Raw genomic sequence first — 24,039 nt, 5'->3', positions numbered from 1 at the left:
AAGCCGATAGCGCAAAACACTTAACGCGGGGTGGAGCAGCCCGGTAGCTCGTCAGGCTCATAACCTGAAGGCCGCAGGTTCAAATCCTGCCCCCGCAACCAAACAAAAAAGCCCCGGTTATAAACCGGGGCTTTTGCTATTAGCCATTGGCCCCAGCACCACAAACATCACGCACGCAGCTTGATCGCGGCGGTGATGATGGCTGCCGGGCCGGTTTCGATGCTTGTTCCAGCGGTGCCACTCACCAGCGCACGCGCGTCTTCCAGTCGACCGATCATCGTCCGCCCTCCGGTTGCTTGGGTAAACCTTAGGGCGGCTTGAACCTTAGGCCCCATCGACCCGGCGGCAAAGCTATTGGGCGATAAGATTGCCGTTCCGGCACGGAGGATTCGCCGCGCGCTCGGTGTGCCGAAATCCAAATAGACCCCATCGACATCGGTGAGGAGCAACAGCATATCGGCTTTGAGGGCTTGGGCGAGCAGGGCGCTGGCGCGGTCTTTATCGATCACCGCTTCCACCCCGATAAAGCCGCCGCCGGGCCGGGCCGCGACGGGCACGCCGCCGCCGCCCGCACAAATCACCATCACGTCTGCCGCCGCTAAGGTCGTGATGGCTTTAAGCCCCAGAATTTCCAAAGGCTCGGGCGAGGCGACGACGCGCCGCCATTTATCCCCATCGCGGGCGCACTGCCATCCCCGTTCGGCTTCGAGGCGGCGGGCCGTTGGTTCATCATAAACGGGGCCAATGGGTTTGGTCGGGCGCAGAAAGGCCGGGTCCGCTGGATCGACGCGAACCTGGGTGAGGAGGGTGGCTAAGTCGGCCCCGGCGGGCAGGGCGTTGCGCAGTTCCTGTTCGAGCAGATAGCCGATCATGCCTTCGCTTTCCGCCCCCAGAATATCCAGCGGATAGGCCCCATCGGCGGGGCCTGCGGCGGCTTGCAGCGCAATCAGCCCCACCTGCGGGCCATTGCCGTGGGTGATGGTGATTTGATGGCCGTCGGCGACCAAAGTTGCCAGCGCCGTTGCGGCCTTTATCACGTTGCCGCGCTGGGTTTCGGCGGTCATCGGCTCGCCGCGTTTCAGCAGCGCATTGCCCCCGAGGGCGACGACGAGATGCATGGCCATCAGCCCGCGATGGTGGCGACGAGGATCGCCTTGATCGAATGCATGCGGTTCTCCGCCTCGTCGAAAACGATGGAGGCGGCGGATTCGAACACCTCCTCGGTCACTTCCATACAGTCGATGCCGAAGCGCTTCTGGATATCCGCGCCCACCGCCGTCTCGGCATTATGGAAGGCGGGCAGGCAGTGCATGAATTTGGTGTAGGGGTTGCCGGTCGCGTCCATCACGGCTTGCGTGACCCGATAGGGCAGGAACGCCTTGATGCGGGCTTCCCAGGCGGTTTCATCCGCGCCCATAGACAGCCACACGTCGGTGTAAAGGAAGTCGGCCCCCTTGACGGCGGCGTTGATATCGTCGGTTACGGTCAACCGCCCGCCGGTTTCAAGCGCCATCTCTTTGAAACGGGTTAGAAAGGCCGGATCGGGCCAAAAGCTGCGCGGGGCTGCGATGCGCATATCGAGGCCCACCTTGGCCGCGCCGATGGCGAGCGACAGGCACACATTATCCCGCCCATCGCCCAAAAAGCAGAGGCTCATATCGGACAGATGCTTATGGGTGAACTCCCGCATCGTCATGAAATCGGCCAGAATCTGCGTGGGATGGGCTTCGTTGGTAAGGCCATTATAAACCGGCACCCCTGCATGGGCGGCGAGATCTTCGGCGATTTTCTGCCCGAAACCGCGATACTCGACCGCGTCATAAACCCGCCCCAGCACGCGCGCCGTGTCTTTCATCGATTCCTTATGCCCGATGTGACTGCCCGAAGGGCCAAGATAGGTGACATGTGCCCCCTGATCGTAGGCGGCAACCTCGAACCCCGTGCGGGTGCGGGTCGAATCCTTCTCGAAAATCAGCGCGATATTGCGCCCCTTCAGGCGCGGCTGTTCGGTGCCCGCCAGCTTTGCCGATTTAAGCTCGGCGGCCAATTTCAGCAGGTAACGAATTTCGCTCGGCGATAAATCGTCGAGGGTTAGGATGGAACGGCCAAGGAGATTGATCGGCATGGGGGTCGCTTTCTTAAAAGATCAAAGGGCGTCGCGGCGGATGGGGCAGGACATGCAGTGACTGCCGCCGCGCCCGCGCCCAAGCTCGGCCCCCTCAATAGTGATGACCTCAATCCCCGCCCGGCGCAGTTGCGTATTGCTGAAGACGTTGCGGTCGTAGCCAATGACCACGCCGGGCTCGATAGCGAGAAGGTTGTTGCCATCGTCCCATTGTTCGCGTTCGGCTTCGTAACTATCGCCCCCGGTCGGGATCACGCGCAGGCGCTCGAAGCCAAGGGCTGCGGCCACGACCTGAAGGAAGGGCAAATCCTCGGAGACGATCTTAACGCCGCTCGGATCATCCCCAGGGTAGAGCGAAAAGGCTTTGATGCGGTCAACCACCGGCGGATAGACCGTGACCACATCGCGGTCGCAGAAAGTGAAGATTGTATCGAGATGCATGAAGGAGCGGTCGCGCGGCATGAGGGCGGCGATAATTCTTTTGGCGGCGTCTTTCGCAAATAGGCGCGCGGCTAAGGCCGCCACCGCCTGCGGGGTTGAGCGTTCGCCCATACCGATCAGAACGATGCCATCGGCGAGCGGCATCACGTCGCCGCCCTCCAGCGTGGCAACGCCCGGCGCGGCATCGGCATCGCCCCACCAAACCTCGATCCCGGCAAAATGCGGATGAAACTTGTAAAGGGCGGCGAGGTTGGTTGCTTCCGGGCGACGGGCGGGCCAATACATTGGGTTGATCGTTACCCCGCCGTAAATCCAACAGGAGCTATCGCGCGTGAAGAGCTGATTGGGCAGCGGCGGCAGCACGAAATCATGGGGCTCCATTGTCCGGCCAATCAGCCCCGTTGGGGTAAACGGCAACTCGGCCCGGGCGACGCCGCCGACCAGGAGGCGGGCAAGCTCGGCCCCCGGCATCCCGTCGAACCAACCGCGCATCTCATCGACCAAATCCTCGCCAACCGCCGCCGCGCTCACCCGGCGATCCAGCAACCAGCCCCGCGCTTCGGGAATCGCCAGCGTCTCGCCGAGCATCGTGCCGAACTCTAAGACGGTCACGCCGCGACTGCACAGAACATCGACGAAGCCGTCGTGCTCTTGGCGGGCCTTTTTCACCCACAGCACATCGTCGAACAGGAGGCTTTTGCAATTGTCGGGGGTCAGCCGTTGCAGGCTGAGATCGGGCCGATGCACCAAAACTTCGCGTAAAGGGCCGACCTCGGAAAAAGCGCCGAATTCTGACATGGGAAAATCCTAGGAGGCGAGGGGGGAGATCGTGCCCGACCAGATCAGGTAGGCGGCAGCCATTCCGAGCGCGACCAGGGCGAGTGCAAGGATCGCCTCAACCCCCGTGAAGATTTTCGCGCCGCTTTCGCGTCGGGCAATGATGTAAACGGCAATGCCGGGGACATAGAGCATCGCGGCCATGAACAGGTAGGCGGGCCCGGCGGCATAGACCAACCAGATCCCATACAGCGTGGCGATCCCGCCGATCACGAGATTCCGGCTGCGGTTTTCGCCCGCGCGGTAGGCTTCGCCGGTGATTGCCAGTTTGGCGGCATAGGCCCCGGAGAAAGCGTAAGGGATGAGAATGGCGACCGAGGCGATGGAAAAAAGCGCCTGATAGGTGCCGTTGGCAAAGTAGGTCACGAGCAGGAAAACCTGTACCAGTCCATTCGTCACCCAAAGCGAGACCGATGGCGCGCCCCGGCTATTCTCGCGGCCAAAGATGCGCGGCATGGTGCCGTCGCGCGCAGCAACATAGGGCACTTCGGCGGCCAGCATCGTCCAGCTTAGGAAGGCTCCCAGCACCGAAACCACCAGCGCGATATTGACGAGTGCCGCGCCCCACGGCCCGACAACATGGGCGAGAACCCCGGCCATCGATGGGTTTTTCAATGCGGCGAGGTCGGGTTGCGCCAAAATCCCCAAGGAGAGCAGCGAGACTAAAGCGTAGAGCGACAGGCAGGTGAGGAACCCCAGCATGGTTGCCCAACCGATATCCTGGCGGCGGGTCGCGCGGGCGGAATAGACGCTAGCGCCTTCGATTCCGATAAATACCCAGAGCGTGACCAGCATCGTGCTTTTCACCTGCTCTAGGATCGAGCCGAGCGTGGGGCTGTGCAGGCCGCTAAAATCCAGCTTGAACAGGTCGATCTTGAACGCCACCACCGCAACGGCGACGAACAGGATAATCGGGGCGATTTTCGAGATCGTGGTGATGAGGTTGACCAACCCCGCCTGGCGCACGCCCGTTAGGGTCAAGGCATGGAGCGCCCACAGCACGGCGGAGGCGCCTAAAATGGCTTGCCAGCTATTGCCATCGCCAAAAAAGGGAAAGAAATACGATAAGCCGCTGAACAGGACGACGGCATAGGAAACATTGCCGACCCACGCCGACAACCAATATCCCCAAGCGCTGTTAAAGCCCATGAAGTTGCCGAACCCGGCTTTGGCATAGGCGTAAGGCCCGGCATCAAGCTCGGGTTTGCGCGTCGAGAGGCCCTGATAAACGAGGGCAAGGGCGAGAACGCCGATCCCCGTAATCGCCCAACCGATCAAGATTGCGAGCGGCCCTGCGGCGGCGGCCATATTCTGCGGCAAGCTGAAGACGCCGGAGCCGATCATTGAGCCGATGACGACCGCCGTGAGGGCGGGCAATCTGAGTTTTCGGGACGCGGGTTCGCCGGTTTGCGAAATTTTTGCCGGGATGGTCACGGATGCGTTCCCTTCGAACAGCCAGGTAAGGGGGTGTGGCTGAGTCCGAGCCGACTTGGGTCGATCCCATGAATCGACACTCGGCAACGCAGTTTTCCCGTCTGGGACACTGGAGTGATGCGAGAGCTTATGTCCCGGCGGCGCGGTTTCCGACAGCGACGGAAACTACTCAAGGGACGGCGGTAAGAGGGCTGGAGCCTCTTTGCGTCCGCAGGCCGTGGTTGAGTAATTTCCGGGCCTGCCGACCAACCCCCGGCGCGCGCATTCTGGGCATTGGATGGGCGGGAGCCGCCTGTGAATAAGACCTTCGCGCGCGCTGCCGCGACGGCGTAGCGCCATTCCCGAACCGATTTTCTCTAAAAGGATTCCCCCAATGTCGCCTCGTAAAATGCAGTGCGCCGTCGTCACGGCGTTCGGTCAGCCGCTTTCGCTTCAAGAATGGGACGTGCCGACGCCCGGCCCCGGCCAGATTTTGGTGAAGACCGAAGCCTGCGGCGTGTGCCACACCGATCTTCACGCCCGCAATGGCGACTGGCCGGTAAAGCCGACGCTGCCCTTCATTCCAGGCCACGAGGCCATTGGCCGGGTTGTCGCGGTCGGCGCAGGGGTGAAGATCGTCAAGGAAGGCGACCGGGTGGGGGTGCCTTGGCTCTACTCGGCTTGCGGGCACTGCGAATACTGCCTGTCGGCCTGGGAGACGGTGTGCGGCGAAGCGGAATTCGGTGGCTACACCAAGAACGGCGGTTTCGCGGAATATGTGCTGGCCGATCCAAATTACGTCGCCCATATCCCCGCAGGGCTCGGCCCGAAAGAAGCCGCGCCGCTCATTTGCGCCGGGGTTACGACCTATAAAGGGATTAAGGAAACCCAAGCCCGGCCCGGCGAGTGGATCGCAATTTCCGGCGCGGGCGGCCTTGGGCACCTTGCCATTCAATATGCGAAGGCGATGGGCTTGCAGGTCTGCGCCGTCGATATCGATGACGGCAAGCTCGCCCATGCCAAACGGCTTGGGGCCGATCTTATCGTGAATGCCAAAACGGACGATCCGGCGGAAGCGGTTAAAAAAGGAACGAGCGGCGGCGCGCACGGCGTTCTCATTACCGCCCCGTCCTTAAGCGCCTTCAATCAAGGCGTAGGGATGACCCGCAAACGCGGCACCTGCGTGCTGGTTGGTTTGCCGCCGGGGAATTTTCCGCTACCGCTGTTTGATGTGGTTGCCAATTGCATCACCGTGCGCGGATCTTTCGTCGGAACGCGGAAAGATATGGCCGAGTGCTTAGCTTTTGCCGCCGAAGGCAAAGTGAAGGCCGATATTGAGCTTCAGCCGCTCGCGTCGATCAATCAGGTGTTCGAGCGGCTGGCGAAGGGGGATGTTCCGTCCCGCGTGGTTCTCGATTTCATAGGAAATGGCGAGGCCCACACGGCGCACGCGTTGCAGCTTGAGGCCCTGTGATTGGACGCCGGAGAGCCAGGCCTTTCCGGCGGTGATTGGGCCTATCCGATTGGCGTGGCGGCCAGGGCTAAGCGGGCGAGGGCCGGAAGGGATTTTGTGCCGGTTTTCCGCATAATGGCCGCCCGATGGTTTTCAACCGTGCGCTGACTAATGTTGAGGTCGGCGGCGATGTTTTTGCTGGGGTGCCCGGCTAGCACGAGTTCCATAATCTCCCGTTGGCGCGCGGTCAGCGAGGCGAGATGCTCGGCGGCCCGCGCCCGCCAGGCCACGAGTTTGCTGGTATCTTGCGCCTGTTCCAGCGCGCGCGTGATACTGGCGAACAACTCGCCGCGCGCGACGGGCTTTTCGATAAAGTCTAAGGCCCCGGCTTTCATGGCGGCAACCGCCATCGGCACATCACTGCTGCCGGTAATCATGATGGTCGGCAATCCATCGCCCCGCTCTTGGAGCCCGCGCAGCAGATCGATACCGCTCATCCCTGGAAGGTAGGCATCGACCAGTAAGCAGCCTTCCTGGCCCGGTCGATAGGCGTGCAGGAAGGCTTCGGCGGTTTCGTAATCCTCAACCCGGTGCCCTTCCACCTCCAAGAACTCGCGGATTCCGGCGCGCACTTGGCTATCGTCATCGACCACGAAAAGGATGGGGGTCGCCGATGGGCGATCCCCTCGACGATCCCCAGCCGGGGGAGCGATGGGGCGCTCTACCGGCGCGGCGACGCTCGTCTTGGGGAGAAGGCGGTGGATGGCCTGCAAAACCTCGGCAGGTTTAACAGGCTTGTTCAGTTGAACACACTCTTGGTTGGCAATTCGCCGTAAGGTTTCCGTCGAGATATCCCCCGTTAGAATGATAACGGGAATCGGTTGATGCAGGGTCTCGCGTATCTTCGTGGCCGCGCTCAGCCCATCCAAGCCATGCGGCAGATTATAGTCCGATAGGATCAGATCGGGTTTGAAGCCGCTCTGGTTTAATAACTCAAGGGCGGCAACCCCGTCAGGGGCCGAGACCGGATGATGCCCTTCCTCTGTCAGCACGAGTTCCAGAAGCTCGCGCAGATCTTTATCGTCTTCAATCACCAAGACGGCCCCAGCAGGGCGGGCGAGGGCCGTCTCCCCCGTTGCGGGGGGCGTGCGCCGCATCGCCCCATCCTCGCCCGTCGGCAACATAACGCCGACGGAAAAGACCGACCCGTGCCCCGGCTTGGAGCGAACTGTGATGGGATGCCCAAGCAGGCCCGCCAGACGCTGAACGATGGACAGCCCCAGGCCCAGCCCGCGCTCGCGGTCGTGGCTTGCATTATCCAGTTGATGGTACTCGTCAAAGATGGCGCGAAGATCCTGCTCGGCGATACCGACGCCCGTATCCCAAATCCCGATAGTCAACCGCTCGCCGTGGCGGCGGCACCCCAGCAGCACTTTGCCTTGCTGGGTATATTTAAGCGCGTTGGAGAGCAAATTGCGCACAATTTGTTCCAGCAAGCGCGGATCGCTATAGACCGACAGGCCGCACGGCACGACGCGGAAGTGAAGCTTCTGCGCCCCGGCGTGATAGGCGAATTCATCGCGCAACCGCCCCAATAGATCATTGATGGGGAAGGTCATAAGCTGCGGGCGCACGGTTCCCGCTTCGAGTTGGTTGATGTCGAGCAGTGAGTTGAGCATACCCGACATGGCCGCCGCCGTTTCGTCGAGCCGGGTCACGAGCGCCAGCGCCTCGTCCTTCCGGTCGTCCCGAATACGCCGGGCCAGAATACCGCGCATCAGGCTGAGGGCCTGCAGCGGCTGCCGCAAATCGTGGCTGGCCGCTGCAAGAAAGCGGGATTTGGCGCTATTGGCCCGTTGCGCCTCTTTTTTGGCCGCTTCCAACGCATCGGCGGCGCGGCGGCTTTCGGTAATATCGGCGAAGGTAATGACAACACCCTCAACCGCATCGTCTTGGGCGCGGTACGGCAGAATGCGGCGGGAATACCATAGGCCGTCGCGGGCCTGAATCTCCCGTTCGATCGGGGTGAGCGTTTTCAGCACCGCGCGGGCGTCGGTCAGCAGAACGCCATCGGCAGCGAGGGAGTTAAGATCGGCGAGGGGTCGGCCAATATCAGTCGGAATGATATTGAACAGCGCTTTGGTTGCGGGCGTGAAGAAGCGGATATCGAGATCGAGATCGAGAAAGATCGTCGCAACGTCGGTACTGTAGAGAATATTCTGAAGATCGCTGGCGGTGGTGCGCTGGCGCTCCAAGGTTTCTTGAAGCTGGCTGTTGAGGGCGGTCAATTCCTCGTTAAGAGACTGTAATTCTTCCTTTGAGGTCAGCAATTCCTCATTGGTCGATTGATATTCCTCATTGACCGACAGAGCCTCCTCCGTAACCGCTTTTTGCTCTTCGTTCGCGGTTTCAAGGCTATTGATCGCCGCTTGCAACTCGCCTTGCGTGGCTTCCAACTGCTGTTCAAGCTCGGCGACATGCCCAACCCCGGTAGAGACCTCCCCCGGCAGAGGGTGTATTGACATGGCAGGAGTATCGAGAAAGCAGATGAGTAACAGGTCTTCGCCCTCAATCAGCGCAGGCTGCACCGCAATTTCGAACGCGCTGCCTTTACCCTCCGACGCCGTGCGCCCGCCGGGAATCCGCACGCGGGCTTTTTCCAGAAGGGCCTTCTGGATCGCGGCCCTCAGTTTAACGCGCAGGGCGGGGCGAACCATCGCCATGAGATCGTAAGTGGGGTGGCCTTGCGGCACGCGCAGATACCGTTCCGTCGGCCCCAGCGAGTAGAGCCATTCCAACTTTCGATTCATCAGCACGGCGGCAGGCGCATAGGTTTCGAGAACCAGGCGGCGACACCCTTCGGCGATGGCGGCTTGCCGCGACGGCTTTGTGCCTGGTGGCGTCCGTGCCGGAAGGCGCGCGCCCTCAGAATTTCCGAATAAAAACCCGGCCTCGCCAGGGCGGCTGCGCCCGATGTGCTTGTAAAGCCGCGCGGTCTTGGAGAGTGTTTCGAACCGGCCCTTGGCCTCGCCCACCGTCTCGGCGCTGCCCAGCAGCAGAATCCCCCCCTCCCGCAAGGCGAAATGGAAGAAGGCGATAACCTTTTGCTGCGCTTCGGGGCGCAGGTAAATCAGAACATTGCGGCAGGAGACGAGATCGAGCCGGGAGAAGGGCGGATCAGTCAGAACATCCTGAACGGCAAAGACGATGGTGGCGCGCAGTTCGGGGAGAACCCTATAGCCACGATCATCTTTCGAGAAAAAGCGCGCGAGCCGTTCGGGCGACACATCGGCGGCAATGGTGGCGGGATATAGCCCTTCCCGGGCGGTTGCCACCGCATCGGCGTCTACGTCCGAGGCAAAAATCTGCAGTTTGATTTCGCGTTTCGCCGCCGTAACGGCCTCGCGGAACAGCATGGCGAGCGAATAGGTCTCCTCGCCCGTGCTGCATCCGGCAATCCACAGGCGCAGCGGCTGATCGATGGAATGACTGCGGACCAGATCGGGGATAATCGTTTCGGCGAGCAGATCGAACACGCTGGGATCGCGGAAAAAGCTGGTGACATTAATCAGCAAATCGGTGGCCAGGAGGTCGAGTTCCTTGGGATCGGTTTTCAGAAACTCGATATAGCGGGCCCGATCATCAGTCTCGATGGCGGCCATCGCCATGCGGCGTTCGATCCGTCGTCGTAGGGTGCCCTCCTTATACAGCCGGAAATCATGAGTGGTCGTCGTTCGGAGCAGGTCGATGACCTCCGGCAACCAATCCTTTGAAGCATCCTGCCCCGCCGGGGCTTGGGGGGTGCGGGTCAGCGCCATCCGGCGATGAAATTTGATCAACGCCCCAGGAATACCCGCGAGCGGCAGCACGATATCGACGGCCCCGGTCAGGATCGCGCTTTTCGGCATACCGTCAAAGCTGGCTTCGGCGGGGTCTTGCGCGATGACGAGCCCGCCCTTTTCCTTGATCGATTTCAGGCCCAGGCTACCATCCGCCCCGGTCCCCGAGAGAATGACGCAGGCGGCCCGCTCGCCGTAATCTTCGGCCAAGGAATGAAGCAAGAAATCGAAGGGAAGTCGCGCGCCGTGGGGCGCTTCGGGCGGCGAAACTTGCAAAATGCCGCCTTTTTGGACGGAAAGATACGTGCCGGGCGGAATGACGTAGAGGTGATTGGGTTCAAACGCCGCCCCGTCGGTCGCTTGCGATACGGTCATTTTCGTATGATGGGCCAGCAGATCGGCCATCATGCTTTCGTGGGTCGGATCGAGATGCTGAACCAGAATGAAGGCCATCCCCGTATCTGGCGGCAATGCTTCAAGAAGCTGGGTGCAGGCGTCGAGCCCGCCCGCCGACGCGCCAATACCGACAACGAGAAAACCAGCCGTTCTTGCGGGGGCGAGGGGGCGCGCAGGAACAGTCTGTTCGTCCGCGCGCTCTCCGTCCACGCGCGCGCGTGCCGCCTTACCCTTCAAGGGTGCCGTTCGGGCCATTATCGATTTCACTTTCATCGGAGCCGGATTTCGCTACCGCCGGAATCTGACCCGCTCAACACCGCACCCTATGATTGAGATAAGCCGCCATCGGCATCGGGTCCCGGTCATGACAGCCTGACACGTTGGTGCGATGGTGGCCACGATAAAACAGTCACTGGGACCGGTGTGCTGCGTAGATTCCGAGACTGCCCAAAGGATTGGTGCGCCCTATAAGATTATTCGCTGTTAGAAAAATTCCGAGACAGGCGGCACGAAAAGGGGCGGTGACATGATTGAACGATCCGACGATGAAGCCCCAAAGCACGCATTGCGCGTTCTGATTGTCGAAGATGACGCCCTGATTGGAATGCTCTACGAAGATGTTTTGGTCGAGATGGGCCATAGGGTTTGCGCGATCGAGATGACCGAAAGCGGTGCAATTTCGGCGGCGGCCCTTTTTAAGCCCGATCTTATGATCGTCGATGGCGCTTTGCGCAAAGGCAGCGGGCTCGTGGCGGTCCGCGAAATCCTGCGCGAGGGGTTCATCCCCCATGTCTTCGTCAGCGGCGATGTATCGGCCATTCAACGCCAAATACCCGATGCCATCGTGGTTCAAAAACCTTTCCTTGATCACGATCTCGCGCGCGCCATTCAACGCGCGCTGGCAACCGCAACCGCGATTTGAGAGCCCTGGCTGAGTATCTTCCGATCCTCATGCATCCCACGACTTAGCGATAGACTTTATTCCGAAAAAAAACGGCGGTGGCGATCCTTCATTGCCGCCGGGAACGAACTGGGAGTGCCGGAAAATATCATGAATACAGTGCCCAATCCTGCCGATACGAGCTTTAAGCTTCCTCCTCTCTCGGGCGCGCACCAGCGCACGCTGGAGGCGATTTTCCGGCATCCGTCGGCCCATAATCTCGAATGGCGCGATCTTGTTGCCTTGATTTCAGCGATTGGCGACGTTCACGAGAAAGCGAATAGCGATTTCACCTTCGCGGTGGCGGGCCATCACCATACCTTACGCAAACCCCATACGAAGGATTTGGCTGGCTCCGAGGTGATTGATATCCGGCATTTCCTCAAGCAAGCCGGCGTCTCGCCCGAGCTTTCCCCCGCTATTGCGCCCCCCTCCGGTCCCGTTGTTCCCAGCCTGCTGGTGGTTGTGGATCAACAGGGCGCCAAGATTTTCCATATCGATGTGACCTCGGACGACGCCTTAACCCATGTCATCCGACCGGCCGACCCGCATCAGGTTTCGCACCATGGCGCACACGAGAACGCCGCGCGCGACCGTGGGCACCGCTCGCCAGACGAGACGGCCTATTATGAGGCGATTGCGAACGCCTTGCCCGGTGAAGGGCGGATTGTCGTCATCGGCCATGGCACCGGCAAAGCGAATGTGGCGCATCACCTCACCGACTATCTGCAAACGCATCACCCCGCCGTGCATCAACGCATCGTTCAGCAGTTGACCGCCGATCTATCGACGATCACCGATCCTCAACTCCTTGATCTCGCCCGGCAGACGGTGGCCGTGTAAGCCCAGGAACCTGAGGCCGCACGATACCCGGCGTTCAGACCCGGTGGCCTCACTGTGGAAAGGCGGTTAGCGGCCTAGCAACCAGCTATGAAAATGAGGTCTTTGACGGGTCAAGGCCTCATTTTCGCTTTCGGGGATAGTCTCTAATTTCTATAGGATCGTGTAAATTAATCGGTTATATCGAGAAACCGGGACGGGTGTGGGTTTCAGAGGACAGGCATGTTAACGAATAAAGGCAAATACGGTCTGAAAGCCCTGATCCATCTTGCCGCCATTCCGCCGGGGGAAACGGTGCAGGTCGCCGATATCGCGGCGCAGAACGATATCCCCAAAAAATTCCTCGACGCGATTTTGCTGGAACTGCGCAATGCCGGGCTGGTGCGTTCGCGCAAAGGCCCCGGCGGCGGCTATGCCTTGGCAAAATCGCCCGACGAGATCAAGATTGGCCAAGCCGTGCGTGCGCTCGATGGGCCGCTCGCGCCGATTGCCTGCGCCAGTCGCTCGGCCTTCGTTTCTTGCGATAATTGCGTGGATGTGGCGGCCTGCCCGGTGCGCATGATTATGGTGGACGTGCGCGATGCCATCGCGGGCGTGCTGGATGGAACCTCGCTCTCAGCCCTCGCCGCCCGGTCGCGTGCCGATTGGCAATCGTGGGTTTATACAATCTAAGAGTTTGATTTTTCTGCGTAGGTGTCCAACTCGGCTTTTACGATTTTGGGCCGGATTTCGACTATTTCCTCACCTCAACCTACCGCTATTGCAGCAAGCGGGGCTGCGGATCTAGGGAGTTTAAGACGCCGAAACGGGCAAGCGCGGCGGGGTCCAATCCCGCCCTGGGGCGGCGGCGATCAGGGCGCGGGTATAGGCGTGGCTCGGGCTGGTCAGCACCCGCACGGCGGGGCCATATTCCACCACCACGCCCTTTTGCATCACGGCAATCCAATCGGAAATTTCGGCGGCGACGCGCAGATCGTGCGTGATGAAGACGATGGTGAGCGTTAGCCGTGTCTGGAGATCGTGCAGCAGCGCCAGCACCTGCTTTTGCACCGATACATCAAGGGCCGAGACGCTTTCGTCGGCAATGATAATCTCCGGCCCCATCGCCAGCGCGCGGGCGATGCCGAGACGCTGGCGCTGCCCGCCGGAGAAGGCGGCGGGGCGGCGGGCGAGGGCGGTTTGCGGCAGACCGACGAGCGCCATCAGCTCACTCGCCTTGGCGGTGGCATCGCGGCGGGAGAGACCGCCGAGCATCCCAGCGCGAATGAGCATCGTCCCGACCGTGCGGCGCGGATTGAGCGAGCCGAACGGGTCTTGGAAGATCATTTGCAGCGAGCGGCGCATTTTTCGCAAAGAGCCGCCGCGTAAAGCCGCGAAATCTGAACCCTTAACCGAAATTGACCCGCCCGAAGGCTCGATCAGGCGAATCAGGGTTTTCGCTAAAGTGCTCTTGCCCGAGCCGCTTTCCCCGACAATCGCCAGGGTTTGGCCGCGTTGAACGGCAAGGCTGGTCGGTTTCAGGGCCGCGAATCCGCCATAGGACTTGCTGAGCCGGTCCACCTGAAGCACCGTCGGCGCGTCCAGCAGAACCGGGCGGGTTTGCGGGGCGAGGTCGGGCACGGCATCGATCAGCGCTTGGGTATAGGGGTGCTGCGGCGCGTTCAACACCTGGGCCGCCGGACCGATTTCCACCAGTTTGCCGCGCTGCATCACCGCGACCCGGTCGGCAATATCGGCAACCACCCCGAAATCATGCGTGATGAAGAGAATGCCGTGACCGTGGGTGTCGCGCAGCTCGCGGATCAGGCGCAGCACCTGGGCTTGGGTGGTCACGTCCAGCGCCGTGGTCGGCTCGTCGGCAATCAGCAGGGCCGGGTCCATCGCCAGCGCCATCGCAATCACGACGCGCTGGCACTGGCCGCCGGAAAGCTGGTGCGGGAAGCGTTGGGCGATACCGGGCGGGTCGGGCAAATGGGTATCGGCGAGCAGCTTCAGCACCCGCTCCCGCCGCGCCTCCGGGCCGAGAGGGCTGTGGAGTTCCAACACTTCCGCGACCTGCTGGCCCACGGTCATCGCCGGATTGAGCGCCGCCATCGGTTCTTGAAAAATCATAGCGATGCGGTTGCCGCGCAGTTTGCGCCGATCCGCCTCGCGCATGGCGGCGATGGATTTGCCCTCAAAGCGCACGTCGCCCAAGCCCCAGCGCAGGCCCGGCGCAAGCGCGCCCATCGCAGCGCTGGAGAGCACCGATTTGCCCGAACCGCTTTCCCCGACGACGCAAAGGATTTCCCCGCGTTGGACCGTAAGGCTGACGCCTTCCACCGCGTAAGGCCGGTCGGCGTCTTTGGGCAGGTGGATGTGAAGGTTTTCAATCGCAAGAATCGGGGTCATGCGGGGCCTCCCGAGCGGCGGTTCGCCCATTCTTTCAACCCGTCGGCGAACAGCGACAGGCCGAGCATCAGCGAGGAAATGGCAAGGCAGGGAAACAGCACGAGATGGGGGAAAACAATCGCCATCGCGCGGCCATCATTAATCATGCCGCCCCAATCGGGCGTGGGCGGCGGCAGGCCGAGACCCAAGAACCCCAGCACCCCAATCGTGATGGCGGTATAGCCGAAGCGCAGGCAGAGATCGACGACCAGCGGCCCGGAGGCGTTTGGCAGAATTTCCACCAGCATGATGCGAATATCGCTCTCGCCTTGCGTAATCGCGGCCAGGACGAAATCGCGCTGGCGCAGATCGATGGTCACGGCGCGCACCAGCCGGAAAATCGCCGGGGCCGAGGCGAAGGTAACGGCGATGACGATATTAGCGGCGCTCGCGCCTAAGGCCACGATCATCACCACATACAGCACCAACACCGGAAACGACAGCACGACATTGGCGAGGAACGAGAGAATCCGGTCGGTCCACCCCCGGTAATAGCCTGCGAGCAGGCCCAAGATCAGCCCGGCGACATAGGCCGTGCCGGTAGCAAGGCTCGACCAGATCATCACCGTGCGCGCGCCATAGAGCAGGCGGGAAAGCTGATCGCGCCCGAGCAGATCGGTGCCGAGCCAATAGATCACCCCGCCCTCGCCGCGCGTGCCGGGCAGGGTGAGCGGTTGCAGGTTCGCCAGCGGATCGAAAGGCGAAAGCCACGGGGCGAACAGGGCGGCGATAATCCAAAAGCCGACAAGACTGCCGCCGATCCCAATCGCGGCCCAGCGGCTGAGCGCGCGGCTCACGATGCCGCCTTGGGGCTGGAAAAGCTGATGCGCGGGTTCAGCCACGTATAGAGCAGATCGGAGAGAAGCTGCGTGACGACGACCACGGCAACGCCGACCATCGCACAGGCTTCGATCAAGTAAATATCCGAGTTCAGCGAGGCTTCGTACAGCAAGGTGCCGAAGCCCTTATAGGCGAAGAAGACTTCGACCACGATCACGCCCGAGAGCAGCCAGGGGATTTGCAGCATAATCACCGTGACGGGCGCGATCAGCGCGTTGCGCAGCGCATGGCGCAGAATGATGCGGCTGGGAGAGGCCCCCTTCATTAGCGCGGTGCGGATATAGGGGGCGCTCATCACATCCACCATCGAGGCGCGCGTCATGCGGGCGAGGTAGCCCGTGCTATAGGTCGCCAGCACCATCACCGGCAGAACGATCTCACCCCAGGTAAACCCGCCCGTCATCGTGCTCGCCCCCGGCAGCCAGCCGAGCCAGAAGACGAAAATCGCCGAGAGAAAGACGGCGCTGGCGTAATCGGGAATCGAAGTCGTCAGCACCGAGAAAATCGAAATGCCGCGATCCAGCGGCGAGCCTTCCCGAATTCCGGCGAGAATGCCGAGCAGGAGCGAGAGCGGCACCATCACCAGCAGCGTCAGCCCGGCGAGAATCCCCGTCGCGCCCAAGCGCGGCCAAATCAGGTGAAACACCGAATCGCGGAAATAGGTCGACTGGCCCCAATCGCCCGACACGAAAGCAAACAGCCAGCGGCCATAGCGCACGAGAAACGGATCGAAATAGCCATTCTCGCGCAACCACGCCTCGCGTTGGTCGGGGGCGGAGAATTGCCCGAGCACTTTCACCGCAACGTCGCTGACGTTCACCTCCAGCGCACAAAACACGATGAAGGAAACCGCCAGCATCGCCAGCAGCAGTTCCGCCAGTTTCTTCGGCAGATAGTCGCCCATTGCTTTTCTCCTCCCAAGTGAAAGCCCGGTTCTCGTTGCGTGGAACCGGGTCTTCCCGACCTAACCGCTTAACTCAACCAAACGCGGTCCATGCGGAAGTAATGGGCCGGGTGGGCGCGGTGGCCTTGGACCTTATTGGAAATTGCGCTGAAATTCGCGGGCCAATAGGGCTGCACCATCACGGCGGCATCCTGGATGATCTTTTCCACCGTCTCCATTGCCTTCGAGCGGGCTTTCGGGTCGACGATGGCCATGGCCTTATCCAGCGCCGCGTCGAACTCTTTCGAGGCGAAATGGCTTTCGTTCCAGGCTGCGCCGGAGCGGTAGGCGAGATCGAGCGTCATCACTGCCAGCGGGCGATGCGCCCAATAGGTAAGCCCGAACGGCACCTTGTCCCAGATCGGCCAATATTGGGCCGCCGGGAGCACGTTGAGCTTTAGACGAATACCCGCTTCAGCAAGGCTCTGCTGGAGAACCTGGGCCGTATCCTGCTCCCACTTGCCTTGGGTATTGCCCAAGGTCAGTTCGAGATCGATGCCATTGGTGTGCCCTGCGTCGGCCAGCAGCTTTTTCGCGGCGGCCACATCGCGCTTCACTTCGGGCAGTTTGAAATACTCCGGCTGGAATGGCGCGACGTGATGGTTTTCGCCGACGACGCCCTGACCGCGATAGGCGAGTTGCAGCATCTTGGCATTGTCGGCGGCCAGCACCACGGCCTTGCGCACGCGGATGTCGTCGAAGGGTTTCTGGTCAGCCTGCATGCGCAGCACCAGGGTTTGCGCGGCATTCTCCTTCAGCAGCGTCACATTGGGGAGTTTTTGGACCAGATCGATTTCGGCGATGGTAACGCGGTAGAGCACATCGACCTGGCCTGCTGCCAGCGCGGCAATATGGGCGGCGACATCGGTGCCCATATCGATATAGGCGATTTCATCAAGCAGGGCCGAATTGCCATCGGCCTTGCCCCAATAGTCGGGCCGCTTCTGGAAGCGCGCGGTGCGGCTAACGGCATATTCCACCAGCTTGAAGGGCCCGGTTCCGATGGGGTTTTTCGCCCAATCGCCGCCCTGTTCGTCGAACTTCCGGTGCACCATTGGGCAGGTATAGGCGTAGAGCATTTCAGGGATCGACAGCACGGGCCGGTCAAGGATCAACTCGAACTCCAGCTCGTTCAACACCTTCACCTCTTTCACCATAGCGAAGGAGGTGCGGTTAGAAGATTTCGAGGCCGGGTCTTGCCAGCGTTTGAAGTTGAAGGCCACGTCTTCGGTTGTGAACCAATCGCCGTTGGACCATTTGACGTTCGGGCGCAGCTTGAAGCGCCAGGTTTTCAAATCTTCGGACGGGGTCCAGCTTTCGGCAAGATACGGATGGGTGATGTTATCCGCATCGACCTCGGTCAGAAACTCCAAGCTGTTGCGGAACAGATTGGACGCTTCGATCCAAGTGGTCAGTGCCGGATCTTTCAATTCCTGCACGGCGCAGGCGAAGCGCAGTTTGCCGCCCGCTTTCGGGGTTTGGGCCAGGGCGCTGCCGATCAAATCCTCGCCCAAGAAAGCCTTGGCGCTGGCGGCACTGACGCCGAGCAGGGCCACAGTGCGCAGGAAACTGCGGCGGTCAATCCCGCCTTCTTGGACTTGGGCGCAGAGCCCAGGAACCTCCGGGTGCAAGGGTGCGCCGGAGAGGGTTTTCAGCTTACGGTGAAGCGCGGCCAGATGGGTCATGTGTGTCCTCCCAGGACGGTTGATTTTTATGGTTGGGTTTGGCTTTCCAGGGCGATCCGGCAAAGCGCCGGATAAGCCAGGAGCGGAAGAGCCCGATGCTGGTATCGCCCAGGTCATCGGGGTGAATGGAGAGGTAGTAGCCATAGCCATCGTCGATATAGACGTCGTAGGGCTGTACCAGCCGACCGGAGGCGATTTCTTCCTGGAAAAGATAGGGATCGACCAGGGCCACCCCATCGCCGGAGAGCGCATATTGCACCGCGAGCTGCGCCGTATCGAAGACAAGGCCCCGGTCGCAATCGAGCCCGCTTAAATCCTGCTGACGGGCGAACATTTCCCACAAATAATGGCGCGGGCGGTTCTCAAGGCGCACGTGCAGAAGGTCGCGCGTCGCCAAGAACTGGGCGAGATCTTGCCCGGCTTCCCCGACGACCGAGGGGTGACAGAGCAGGGTGAGGCGCACCATCCACAGAAGATCGTGGACATGGTCACTGACCTGCGGCTCGCTGTAGATAACGGCCAAGCTGGGTTCGCGTTCGCCGTGGGGAAGCTGCGGGTTGCTTTCGATTTCAAGGCTCAGGTCCGGGTAATCTTTCCGGAAATCGCGCAGGATCGGCACGGCCAATTGATGGGCGAAGGTGGCGGGCAGGCGCACGCGCAAACTCCGCGCCCGCCGCCCGCTGCTCTCGACCGTTTGGTCGAGGGCTTGACTGAGCCGATCCAGGCTTTTCACTACGACCGGCAGCAGCGCTTCCCCCGCCGGCGTCAAGGCCAGCCCCTGCGGCCGCCGTTCGAAAAGCTGCACCCCCAGCAGCGATTCGAGCGAGATCACGTGGCGGCTCACCGCGCTCTGCGAGACCAACAGATCAGCCGCCGCCGCCGTGAAGCTGAGGTTTTTACCCACCGCTTCAAAAGCGCGCAAAGCATTGAGGGGGAGCCAGCGGCGATCCATGGTTTTCCTATCCGATACGGGCCTAGTCAGTAAGTGTCCGGGCCAAACAGGCCTCGTCCGGCGCGTACCCCAGGCCGGGGGTCTCGTCTAGGGTAATCCAGCCGTCGGACCCGACCCGAAGGGGCTGCTCCATCATGTAATCGCGGCGGTCGAGGCCCCATTCGGGCGGATCGTAGGGATATTCCAGGAAGGGCGCTTCGCTCATCCCGGCGGTGAGATGGGCATTGGCGACCACGCCCATGCCGTTGGTCCAAGTGTGCGGCGTGAAGATCAGATTATGCTCGGCGGCCATGAGCGCAACGCGGCGCAGGCCGGTGATGCCCCCCACCAGGGCCGCATCGGGTTGCAGCACGTCCAGACACCCATCGGCGATGAGGTCGCGGAACTCATACAATTCGCGCGTCATCTCGCCGCCCGCAATCCGCACGTCGACGCTGTCGCGCAGGCGGCGCATGCCCTCGCGGTCGGCGCGGTGTAGCGGCTCTTCCATCCAATAGACGCCGAGTTTTTCCAGGGCCCGGCCCACGGCGAGCGCGTCTTTTAGCGTCCAGGGGGCGTAATGGTCCCAGGGTAGGCGCCAGCCTTGATTGCAATCGACCATCAGATCGAGTTTATCGCCCATCCGCGCCCGCACGGCTTCCAGCGCCTTGATATCCTCGCGCCAGTCGCCGCGATGAAAGCGGATTTTCATGGCGCGGAAGCCTTCGGCGTAATAGCGCTCCGCCACCTCCGCCATCGCGCCCGGATCGCGCAGGGTGCCGGAGGAGGCATAGGCGCGCACCCGGTTCGACAAGCCGCCCAGTAAGCGCCAGACCGGCTGGCTGGTAATCTTGCCCGCAAGATCCCACAGCGCAAGATCGAGCGGCCAGCAGCGGCCATAGTGGAACTGGATATTGTTCAGTACCCGGTAGTGCCGCTCGATTGCGAGCGCATCTTGCCCGATGAACAGATTCTCGTGCCCGGCAAACCCGACCATCAGGTCGCCCGAGCCGATCCCCGTCAGCCCGGCATCGGTATGCACGCGCACGATGGTGGCGTCCCAATGCAGGCGGGGCTTCGTGTCCCAACTGGCATGGAAGGGCGTATCGAACGGCAGGCGGTGCTGGGTAATCTCGATCCCGGTGATCTTCACGCTCATGCTGACGCCCTCCCACGGTAGGCGGTCCAAATCGTTTTGAGATCGGCGTATTTGTCGATGGCATGGGGCGAGCGGTCGCGCCCGAACCCCGATTGTTTGAACCCGCCGAAGGGGGTTGCGAGGCTGGAGCGGTCGAAGCTATTCACCCAGACCGTCCCCGCGTGAATATCGCGCGACAGCCGATGGGCGGCGTCCATATCTTTCGTCCAAACCGCTGCCGCGAGCCCGTAGATCGAATCATTGGCGGCGGCGAGGGCCTCTTCTTCACTCTGGACTGACGTAACGGTCAGCACGGGGCCGAAGATTTCCTCCTGGAACACCCGCATGCCGCGCGTCACCCCATCGAGGATGGTGGCCTGCACGTAATAGCCGCCGCTATCCTGCATCACCCGCTGCCCGCCATAGGCGAGCTTTGCCCCCTCCGCCTGCCCGAGGGCGATATAGGACAGCACGCGGTTCAGGTGGTTTTCATCGATCAACGCACCGAACTGGCTGGCGGTTTCCAAGGGTGGACCCAGGGGAATCTGTGCCTCGGTGACGGCGATGATCTTTTCGATCAAGGCTGCGCGCACGCTGTCATGGACGATAACGCGGGAGCCCGCGTGGCAGGTTTCGCCCTGATTGTAATAGATACCCCAGGCGATGCCGCTGGCGGCGGCGTCCAAATCGGCATCGGCGAGCACCACATGGGGGCTCTTGCCGCCGCACTCCAAGGACACGCGCTTGAGGTTGCTTTCCCCGGCATAGCGCAGCATCAGCTTGCCGACCTCGGTCGAGCCGGTGAAGCTTATCATATCCACGTCCGGGTGCAGGGCCAGCGGCTTGCCCGCCGCCTCGCCAAAGCCGGGAACCACGTTCAGCACCCCGTCCGGCAGCCCGGCTTCCTTGGCGAGGGCCGCGAGGCGCAGGGCGGTCAGCGGCGATTGTTCCGCCGGTTTCAGCACCAGGGAATTGCCGACGAGCAGCGCCGGGGCCAGCTTCCAGGCGGTGATGATGAGTGGATAGTTCCACGGCACAATCGCGCCGACCACACCGAGCGGCGTGCGGCGGATGAGGGCCACCTCGTCCGGCCTGGTCGGGGCGATTTCATCCACCGACTTATCGGCAAACTCGGCGTAATATTGGAAGCAATTGGCGGCGAACGGCGCATCAACGGCCAATGAATTGCCGATGACCTTACCCACGTCTAAGGTTTCGAGCAGCGCCAGTTCTTCCGTGTGCTCCCGCATCAGCGCCGCGAGCTTCAGCAGCACGGCTTTGCGCTGGGCCGGGTCTTGATTGCGCCAGCGGCCATCGGCGAAGGCGGCGCGCGCGGCGGCAACCGCGCGGTCGATATCCTCGGCCCCACCCTCGGCGACATCCACCAAGGGCCGCCCGTCGATGGGGCTGTGCTTGGCAAAACGCTTCCCCGACGCCGCCTCGCAATAGGCCCCGTTAATAAAGGCGCGGCCTTCGATGGAAAGGGTGGCGGCGCGCTCCTGCCAGTCGATTTTCGTCATTCTATCCTCTTAGGCCTGCGCCAGCAGGCGGCGGGCGAAACTGAGCAAATCGGCATCCTTGATGGGCCGGAAGTTGGAACGGCGCATCGCCTCATTTTCCGGGCGGGCCATTTGCGCCGCGAGCTGGTCGGGGGAAATATCGTAGCCTTCGTCGGTGAGGCTGACCTTGACGCCGACGCGGCGCAGCAGCGCTTCGAAAGCCTCCGGCAGGGCCTTGGCATTCCGCCCCCACCCGAGGGCTTCGGCGGCGGCGGCAAACCGTCCGTCGTCGGTTTCGACGTTCCAGGCGAGCGTCGCCATCAGCGCCAGCCCCACCGCGCGCCCGTGGTGGACGGAGCGTAAGGACGCGAGGGCGTGGCCGATGTTATGGGCAACCGCCGTCCCGCAATTATCGATCCCCACCCCGGCCAACACCGCTGCCAATTGCAGATCACTGCGCGCGGCAAGATTGCCCGGCTCGGCCACGGCCACTTCCAGCGATTTTGCCACCAGCCCCAGGGCCGCGTGACAGAAAATTGAATTGCCAGCGGTGGCATTGCCGTTAGTGCAGGCTTCCAGCGCATGCACCAGCGCGTCGATACCGGTGGCGGCGGTTAGGAAGGGCGGCAGGCCGACCGTCAGGTGCGGGTCGAGCAGGATCGCGTCCGCCTTCAACTCCGCCCCCCACAACCAGACTTTGACGTGCTCGCTGTTGGACAGAACGGAGGTGCGCGTCGCTTCCGAGCCCGTGCCTGAGGTGGTGGGAATGCAGATTTTCCCCAAGGGTGTGCTGGGGAAGGGCCGGGCACAAAGCTGATAGGCTTCGGACGGCGCGTCGCCGGGTGCCACCGCAGCAACGGCTTTGCCGAGGTCGAGCGCTGAGCCGCCCCCCAAGGCAATCACGGCTTTCGCCTTATGCTGCCGCGCAAGCGTAGCGGCGGCATCGGTTTGCACGGTGGTTGGGTCGCTCTGGAACTCCGCGAAGATCGGCGCGGCGTAACCGGCGGCCCTCAGGCTGGCGGCGGCGTGCTCGGCGTGACCCAGCGGGATCATCGCCGGATCGGCGACCAGCAGCAGCGTGCCGCCCGCGCCGAATAGGCTTTGCGCGAGGCTGCCCAGTTCATCAAGCCGCCCCGCGCCGCTTTCGATCTGCGGCACCCGGTCGAGGGAAAACGCGCTCATCGGCCCAAACCTCCCACCAGCATATATTTTATTTCCAAATATTCATCGAGGCCGACGCGCGCGCCCTCGCGGCCCAGACCTGACTGTTTGACACCGCCGAAGGGGGCTTCCGCCGTCGAGATAATCCCCTCGTTGAGCCCGACCATGCCGACCTGCAACGCCTCGCCAACGCGAAACGCCCGGCCGAGGTCGCGGGTATAGACATAGGCCGCAAGCCCGGATTCGCTGGCATTGGCCCGCGCAATCGCCTCGTCTTCCGTCTTAAAGCGGAAGAGGGCGGCGACCGGCCCGAAGGTTTCCTCGTGCGCGAGTTTGGCCGAGGCCGGGGTTTCGGTTAGCAAGGTCGGCTGAAAGAAAGTTCCGCCGAGGGCGTGGCGGGAACCGCCGGTTTTCAGCACGGCCCCTTTCGCCAGCGCATCGGCGATATGGTCTTCGACCTTCTCGACGGCGGCTTGCGAAATCAGCGGCCCTTGCGTTGCGCCCGCTTCCAGACCGGGGGCGACTTTCAGCGCTTCAATCGCAGCGGTAAATTTTTCGGTGAAGGCATCATAAACCCCGTCCTGCACATAGAACCGGTTGGCGCAGACGCAGGTTTGGCCCGAGTTGCGGAATTTCGACGCCATCGCGCCCGTAACCGCCGCGTCCACATCGGCATCGTCAAAGACGATAAACGGCGCATTGCCACCGAGTTCGAGACTAACGCGCTTCACCGTATCGGCGGCTTGGCGCAGCAGCAGTTTCCCGACCTCGGTCGAACCCGTGAACGAGATTTTTCGGACCGTTTCGCTGCGCATCAACGCGCCGACGATGGTTGCCGCGTCGCCGGTGAGCACGTTGAAGACGCCCGCCGGAACCCCGGCCTGAATGCCGAGATCAGCCAGGGCCAAGGCGCAAAGCGGCGTGTCTTCTGCCGGTTTGGCGATGACCGTGCAGCCTGCGGCCAGCGCCGGGCCAACTTTACGGGTGAGCATGGCATAGGGAAAATTCCACGGCGTCACCGTCGCCACCACGCCGACCGGCTGCTTAATCACCAAAATCCGGCTATCGCTGCGCGGCGAGGGGATCACTTCGCCGGACGCGCGGCGGGCCTCTTCGCCGAACCATTCG

The 24,039-nt window shown here is 62.1% G+C and carries 18 protein-coding genes and 1 tRNA gene; 5 read left to right on the top strand and 14 right to left on the bottom strand.

Features of this window, described 5'->3' with window-relative positions:
• The first annotated feature begins 24 nt into the window (after window positions 1-24).
• Window positions 25-101: transfer RNA gene (locus tag ACIQ36_RS07535), tRNA-Met, on the top strand.
• Between the two features lie 66 nt (window positions 102-167).
• On the opposite strand, the gene arcC is transcribed toward ACIQ36_RS07535, so the two are convergent.
• Genes arcC through arcD form a run of 4 tightly spaced genes read right to left on the bottom strand, consistent with a single transcriptional unit; the run spans window position 168 to window position 4,837 of the window.
• Window positions 168-1,118, bottom strand: a complete 951-nt coding sequence (gene arcC / locus ACIQ36_RS07530) for a carbamate kinase (RefSeq protein ID WP_395827705.1) — start codon at window positions 1,116-1,118, stop codon at window positions 168-170.
• 5 nt (window positions 1,119-1,123) lie between these two features.
• Window positions 1,124-2,125 (bottom strand): ornithine carbamoyltransferase, encoded by a 1,002-nt coding sequence (gene argF / locus ACIQ36_RS07525; RefSeq protein ID WP_395827702.1) that lies wholly within the window; start codon window positions 2,123-2,125, stop codon window positions 1,124-1,126.
• A 21-nt stretch (window positions 2,126-2,146) separates the two neighbouring features.
• Window positions 2,147-3,364, bottom strand: coding sequence for an arginine deiminase (locus ACIQ36_RS07520; RefSeq protein ID WP_395827698.1), 1,218 nt, complete (start codon window positions 3,362-3,364; stop codon window positions 2,147-2,149).
• Between the two features lie 9 nt (window positions 3,365-3,373).
• Window positions 3,374-4,837: an arginine-ornithine antiporter gene (gene arcD / locus ACIQ36_RS07515; RefSeq protein ID WP_395827695.1), complete on the bottom strand. Its 1,464-nt coding sequence runs from the start codon at window positions 4,835-4,837 to the stop codon at window positions 3,374-3,376.
• Window positions 4,838-5,210: 373 nt separating this feature from the next.
• Between arcD and adhP the strand changes: the two genes are divergently transcribed.
• Window positions 5,211-6,290, top strand: coding sequence for an alcohol dehydrogenase AdhP (gene adhP / locus ACIQ36_RS07510; RefSeq protein ID WP_395827692.1), 1,080 nt, complete (start codon window positions 5,211-5,213; stop codon window positions 6,288-6,290).
• A 41-nt stretch (window positions 6,291-6,331) separates the two neighbouring features.
• Here adhP and ACIQ36_RS07505 read toward each other — a convergent pair whose 3' ends face one another.
• Window positions 6,332-10,759, bottom strand: coding sequence for a chemotaxis protein CheB (locus ACIQ36_RS07505; protein ID WP_395827689.1), 4,428 nt, complete (start codon window positions 10,757-10,759; stop codon window positions 6,332-6,334).
• A 271-nt stretch (window positions 10,760-11,030) separates the two neighbouring features.
• On the opposite strand from ACIQ36_RS07505, the gene ACIQ36_RS07500 reads away from it, so the two are divergent.
• The 3 genes from ACIQ36_RS07500 to ACIQ36_RS07490 all read left to right on the top strand — a co-directional run bounded on the left by ACIQ36_RS07500 (window position 11,031) and on the right by ACIQ36_RS07490 (window position 12,956).
• Complete coding sequence (locus ACIQ36_RS07500; RefSeq protein ID WP_395827686.1) at window positions 11,031-11,426, top strand: response regulator; 396 nt, start codon at window positions 11,031-11,033, stop codon at window positions 11,424-11,426.
• A gap of 129 nt (window positions 11,427-11,555) precedes the next feature.
• Window positions 11,556-12,287, top strand: a complete 732-nt coding sequence (locus tag ACIQ36_RS07495) for a hypothetical protein (RefSeq protein WP_395827683.1) — start codon at window positions 11,556-11,558, stop codon at window positions 12,285-12,287.
• Window positions 12,288-12,506: 219 nt separating this feature from the next.
• Window positions 12,507-12,956, top strand: a complete 450-nt coding sequence (locus tag ACIQ36_RS07490; protein ID WP_395827680.1) for an RrF2 family transcriptional regulator — start codon at window positions 12,507-12,509, stop codon at window positions 12,954-12,956.
• A gap of 120 nt (window positions 12,957-13,076) precedes the next feature.
• On the opposite strand, the gene ACIQ36_RS07485 is transcribed toward ACIQ36_RS07490, so the two are convergent.
• From ACIQ36_RS07485 to ACIQ36_RS07445, 9 genes are all read right to left on the bottom strand, one after another.
• A complete protein-coding gene (locus ACIQ36_RS07485; RefSeq protein WP_395827677.1) occupies window positions 13,077-14,675 on the bottom strand; it encodes a dipeptide ABC transporter ATP-binding protein in 1,599 nt (532 codons plus the stop codon).
• Window positions 14,672-15,511 (bottom strand): ABC transporter permease, encoded by an 840-nt coding sequence (locus tag ACIQ36_RS07480; protein WP_395827674.1) that lies wholly within the window; start codon window positions 15,509-15,511, stop codon window positions 14,672-14,674. The genes ACIQ36_RS07485 and ACIQ36_RS07480 overlap by 4 nt, the downstream gene beginning before the upstream one ends.
• Window positions 15,508-16,458, bottom strand: coding sequence for an ABC transporter permease (locus ACIQ36_RS07475; protein WP_395827671.1), 951 nt, complete (start codon window positions 16,456-16,458; stop codon window positions 15,508-15,510). The genes ACIQ36_RS07480 and ACIQ36_RS07475 overlap by 4 nt, the downstream gene beginning before the upstream one ends.
• A 68-nt stretch (window positions 16,459-16,526) precedes the next feature.
• Window positions 16,527-18,182, bottom strand: coding sequence for an ABC transporter substrate-binding protein (locus ACIQ36_RS07470; protein WP_395827668.1), 1,656 nt, complete (start codon window positions 18,180-18,182; stop codon window positions 16,527-16,529).
• A complete protein-coding gene (locus ACIQ36_RS07465; protein WP_395827664.1) occupies window positions 18,154-19,134 on the bottom strand; it encodes a LysR substrate-binding domain-containing protein in 981 nt (326 codons plus the stop codon). The genes ACIQ36_RS07470 and ACIQ36_RS07465 overlap by 29 nt, the downstream gene beginning before the upstream one ends.
• Window positions 19,135-19,156: 22 nt before the next feature.
• The gene (locus ACIQ36_RS07460; RefSeq protein WP_395827661.1) at window positions 19,157-20,272 is read right to left on the bottom strand and encodes a mandelate racemase/muconate lactonizing enzyme family protein; all 1,116 of its coding nucleotides are present in this window, start codon (window positions 20,270-20,272) and stop codon (window positions 19,157-19,159) included.
• Window positions 20,269-21,771, bottom strand: coding sequence for an aldehyde dehydrogenase family protein (locus tag ACIQ36_RS07455; RefSeq protein ID WP_395827659.1), 1,503 nt, complete (start codon window positions 21,769-21,771; stop codon window positions 20,269-20,271). Before ACIQ36_RS07455 ends, ACIQ36_RS07460 begins: the two co-directional genes overlap by 4 nt.
• Window positions 21,772-21,780: 9 nt before the next feature.
• Window positions 21,781-22,932, bottom strand: coding sequence for an iron-containing alcohol dehydrogenase (locus ACIQ36_RS07450; protein ID WP_395827656.1), 1,152 nt, complete (start codon window positions 22,930-22,932; stop codon window positions 21,781-21,783).
• The coding region (locus tag ACIQ36_RS07445) for an NAD-dependent succinate-semialdehyde dehydrogenase (protein WP_395827653.1) at window positions 22,929-24,039 on the bottom strand (1,111 nt) is incomplete at its 5' end. The genes ACIQ36_RS07445 and ACIQ36_RS07450, both read right to left, overlap by 4 nt.

It is taken from the genome of Elstera sp. (genome assembly GCF_044372965.1).
Classification (GTDB): Bacteria; Pseudomonadota; Alphaproteobacteria; order Elsterales; family Elsteraceae; genus Elstera.
This window is presented reverse-complemented; position numbering and strand designations above follow the sequence as displayed.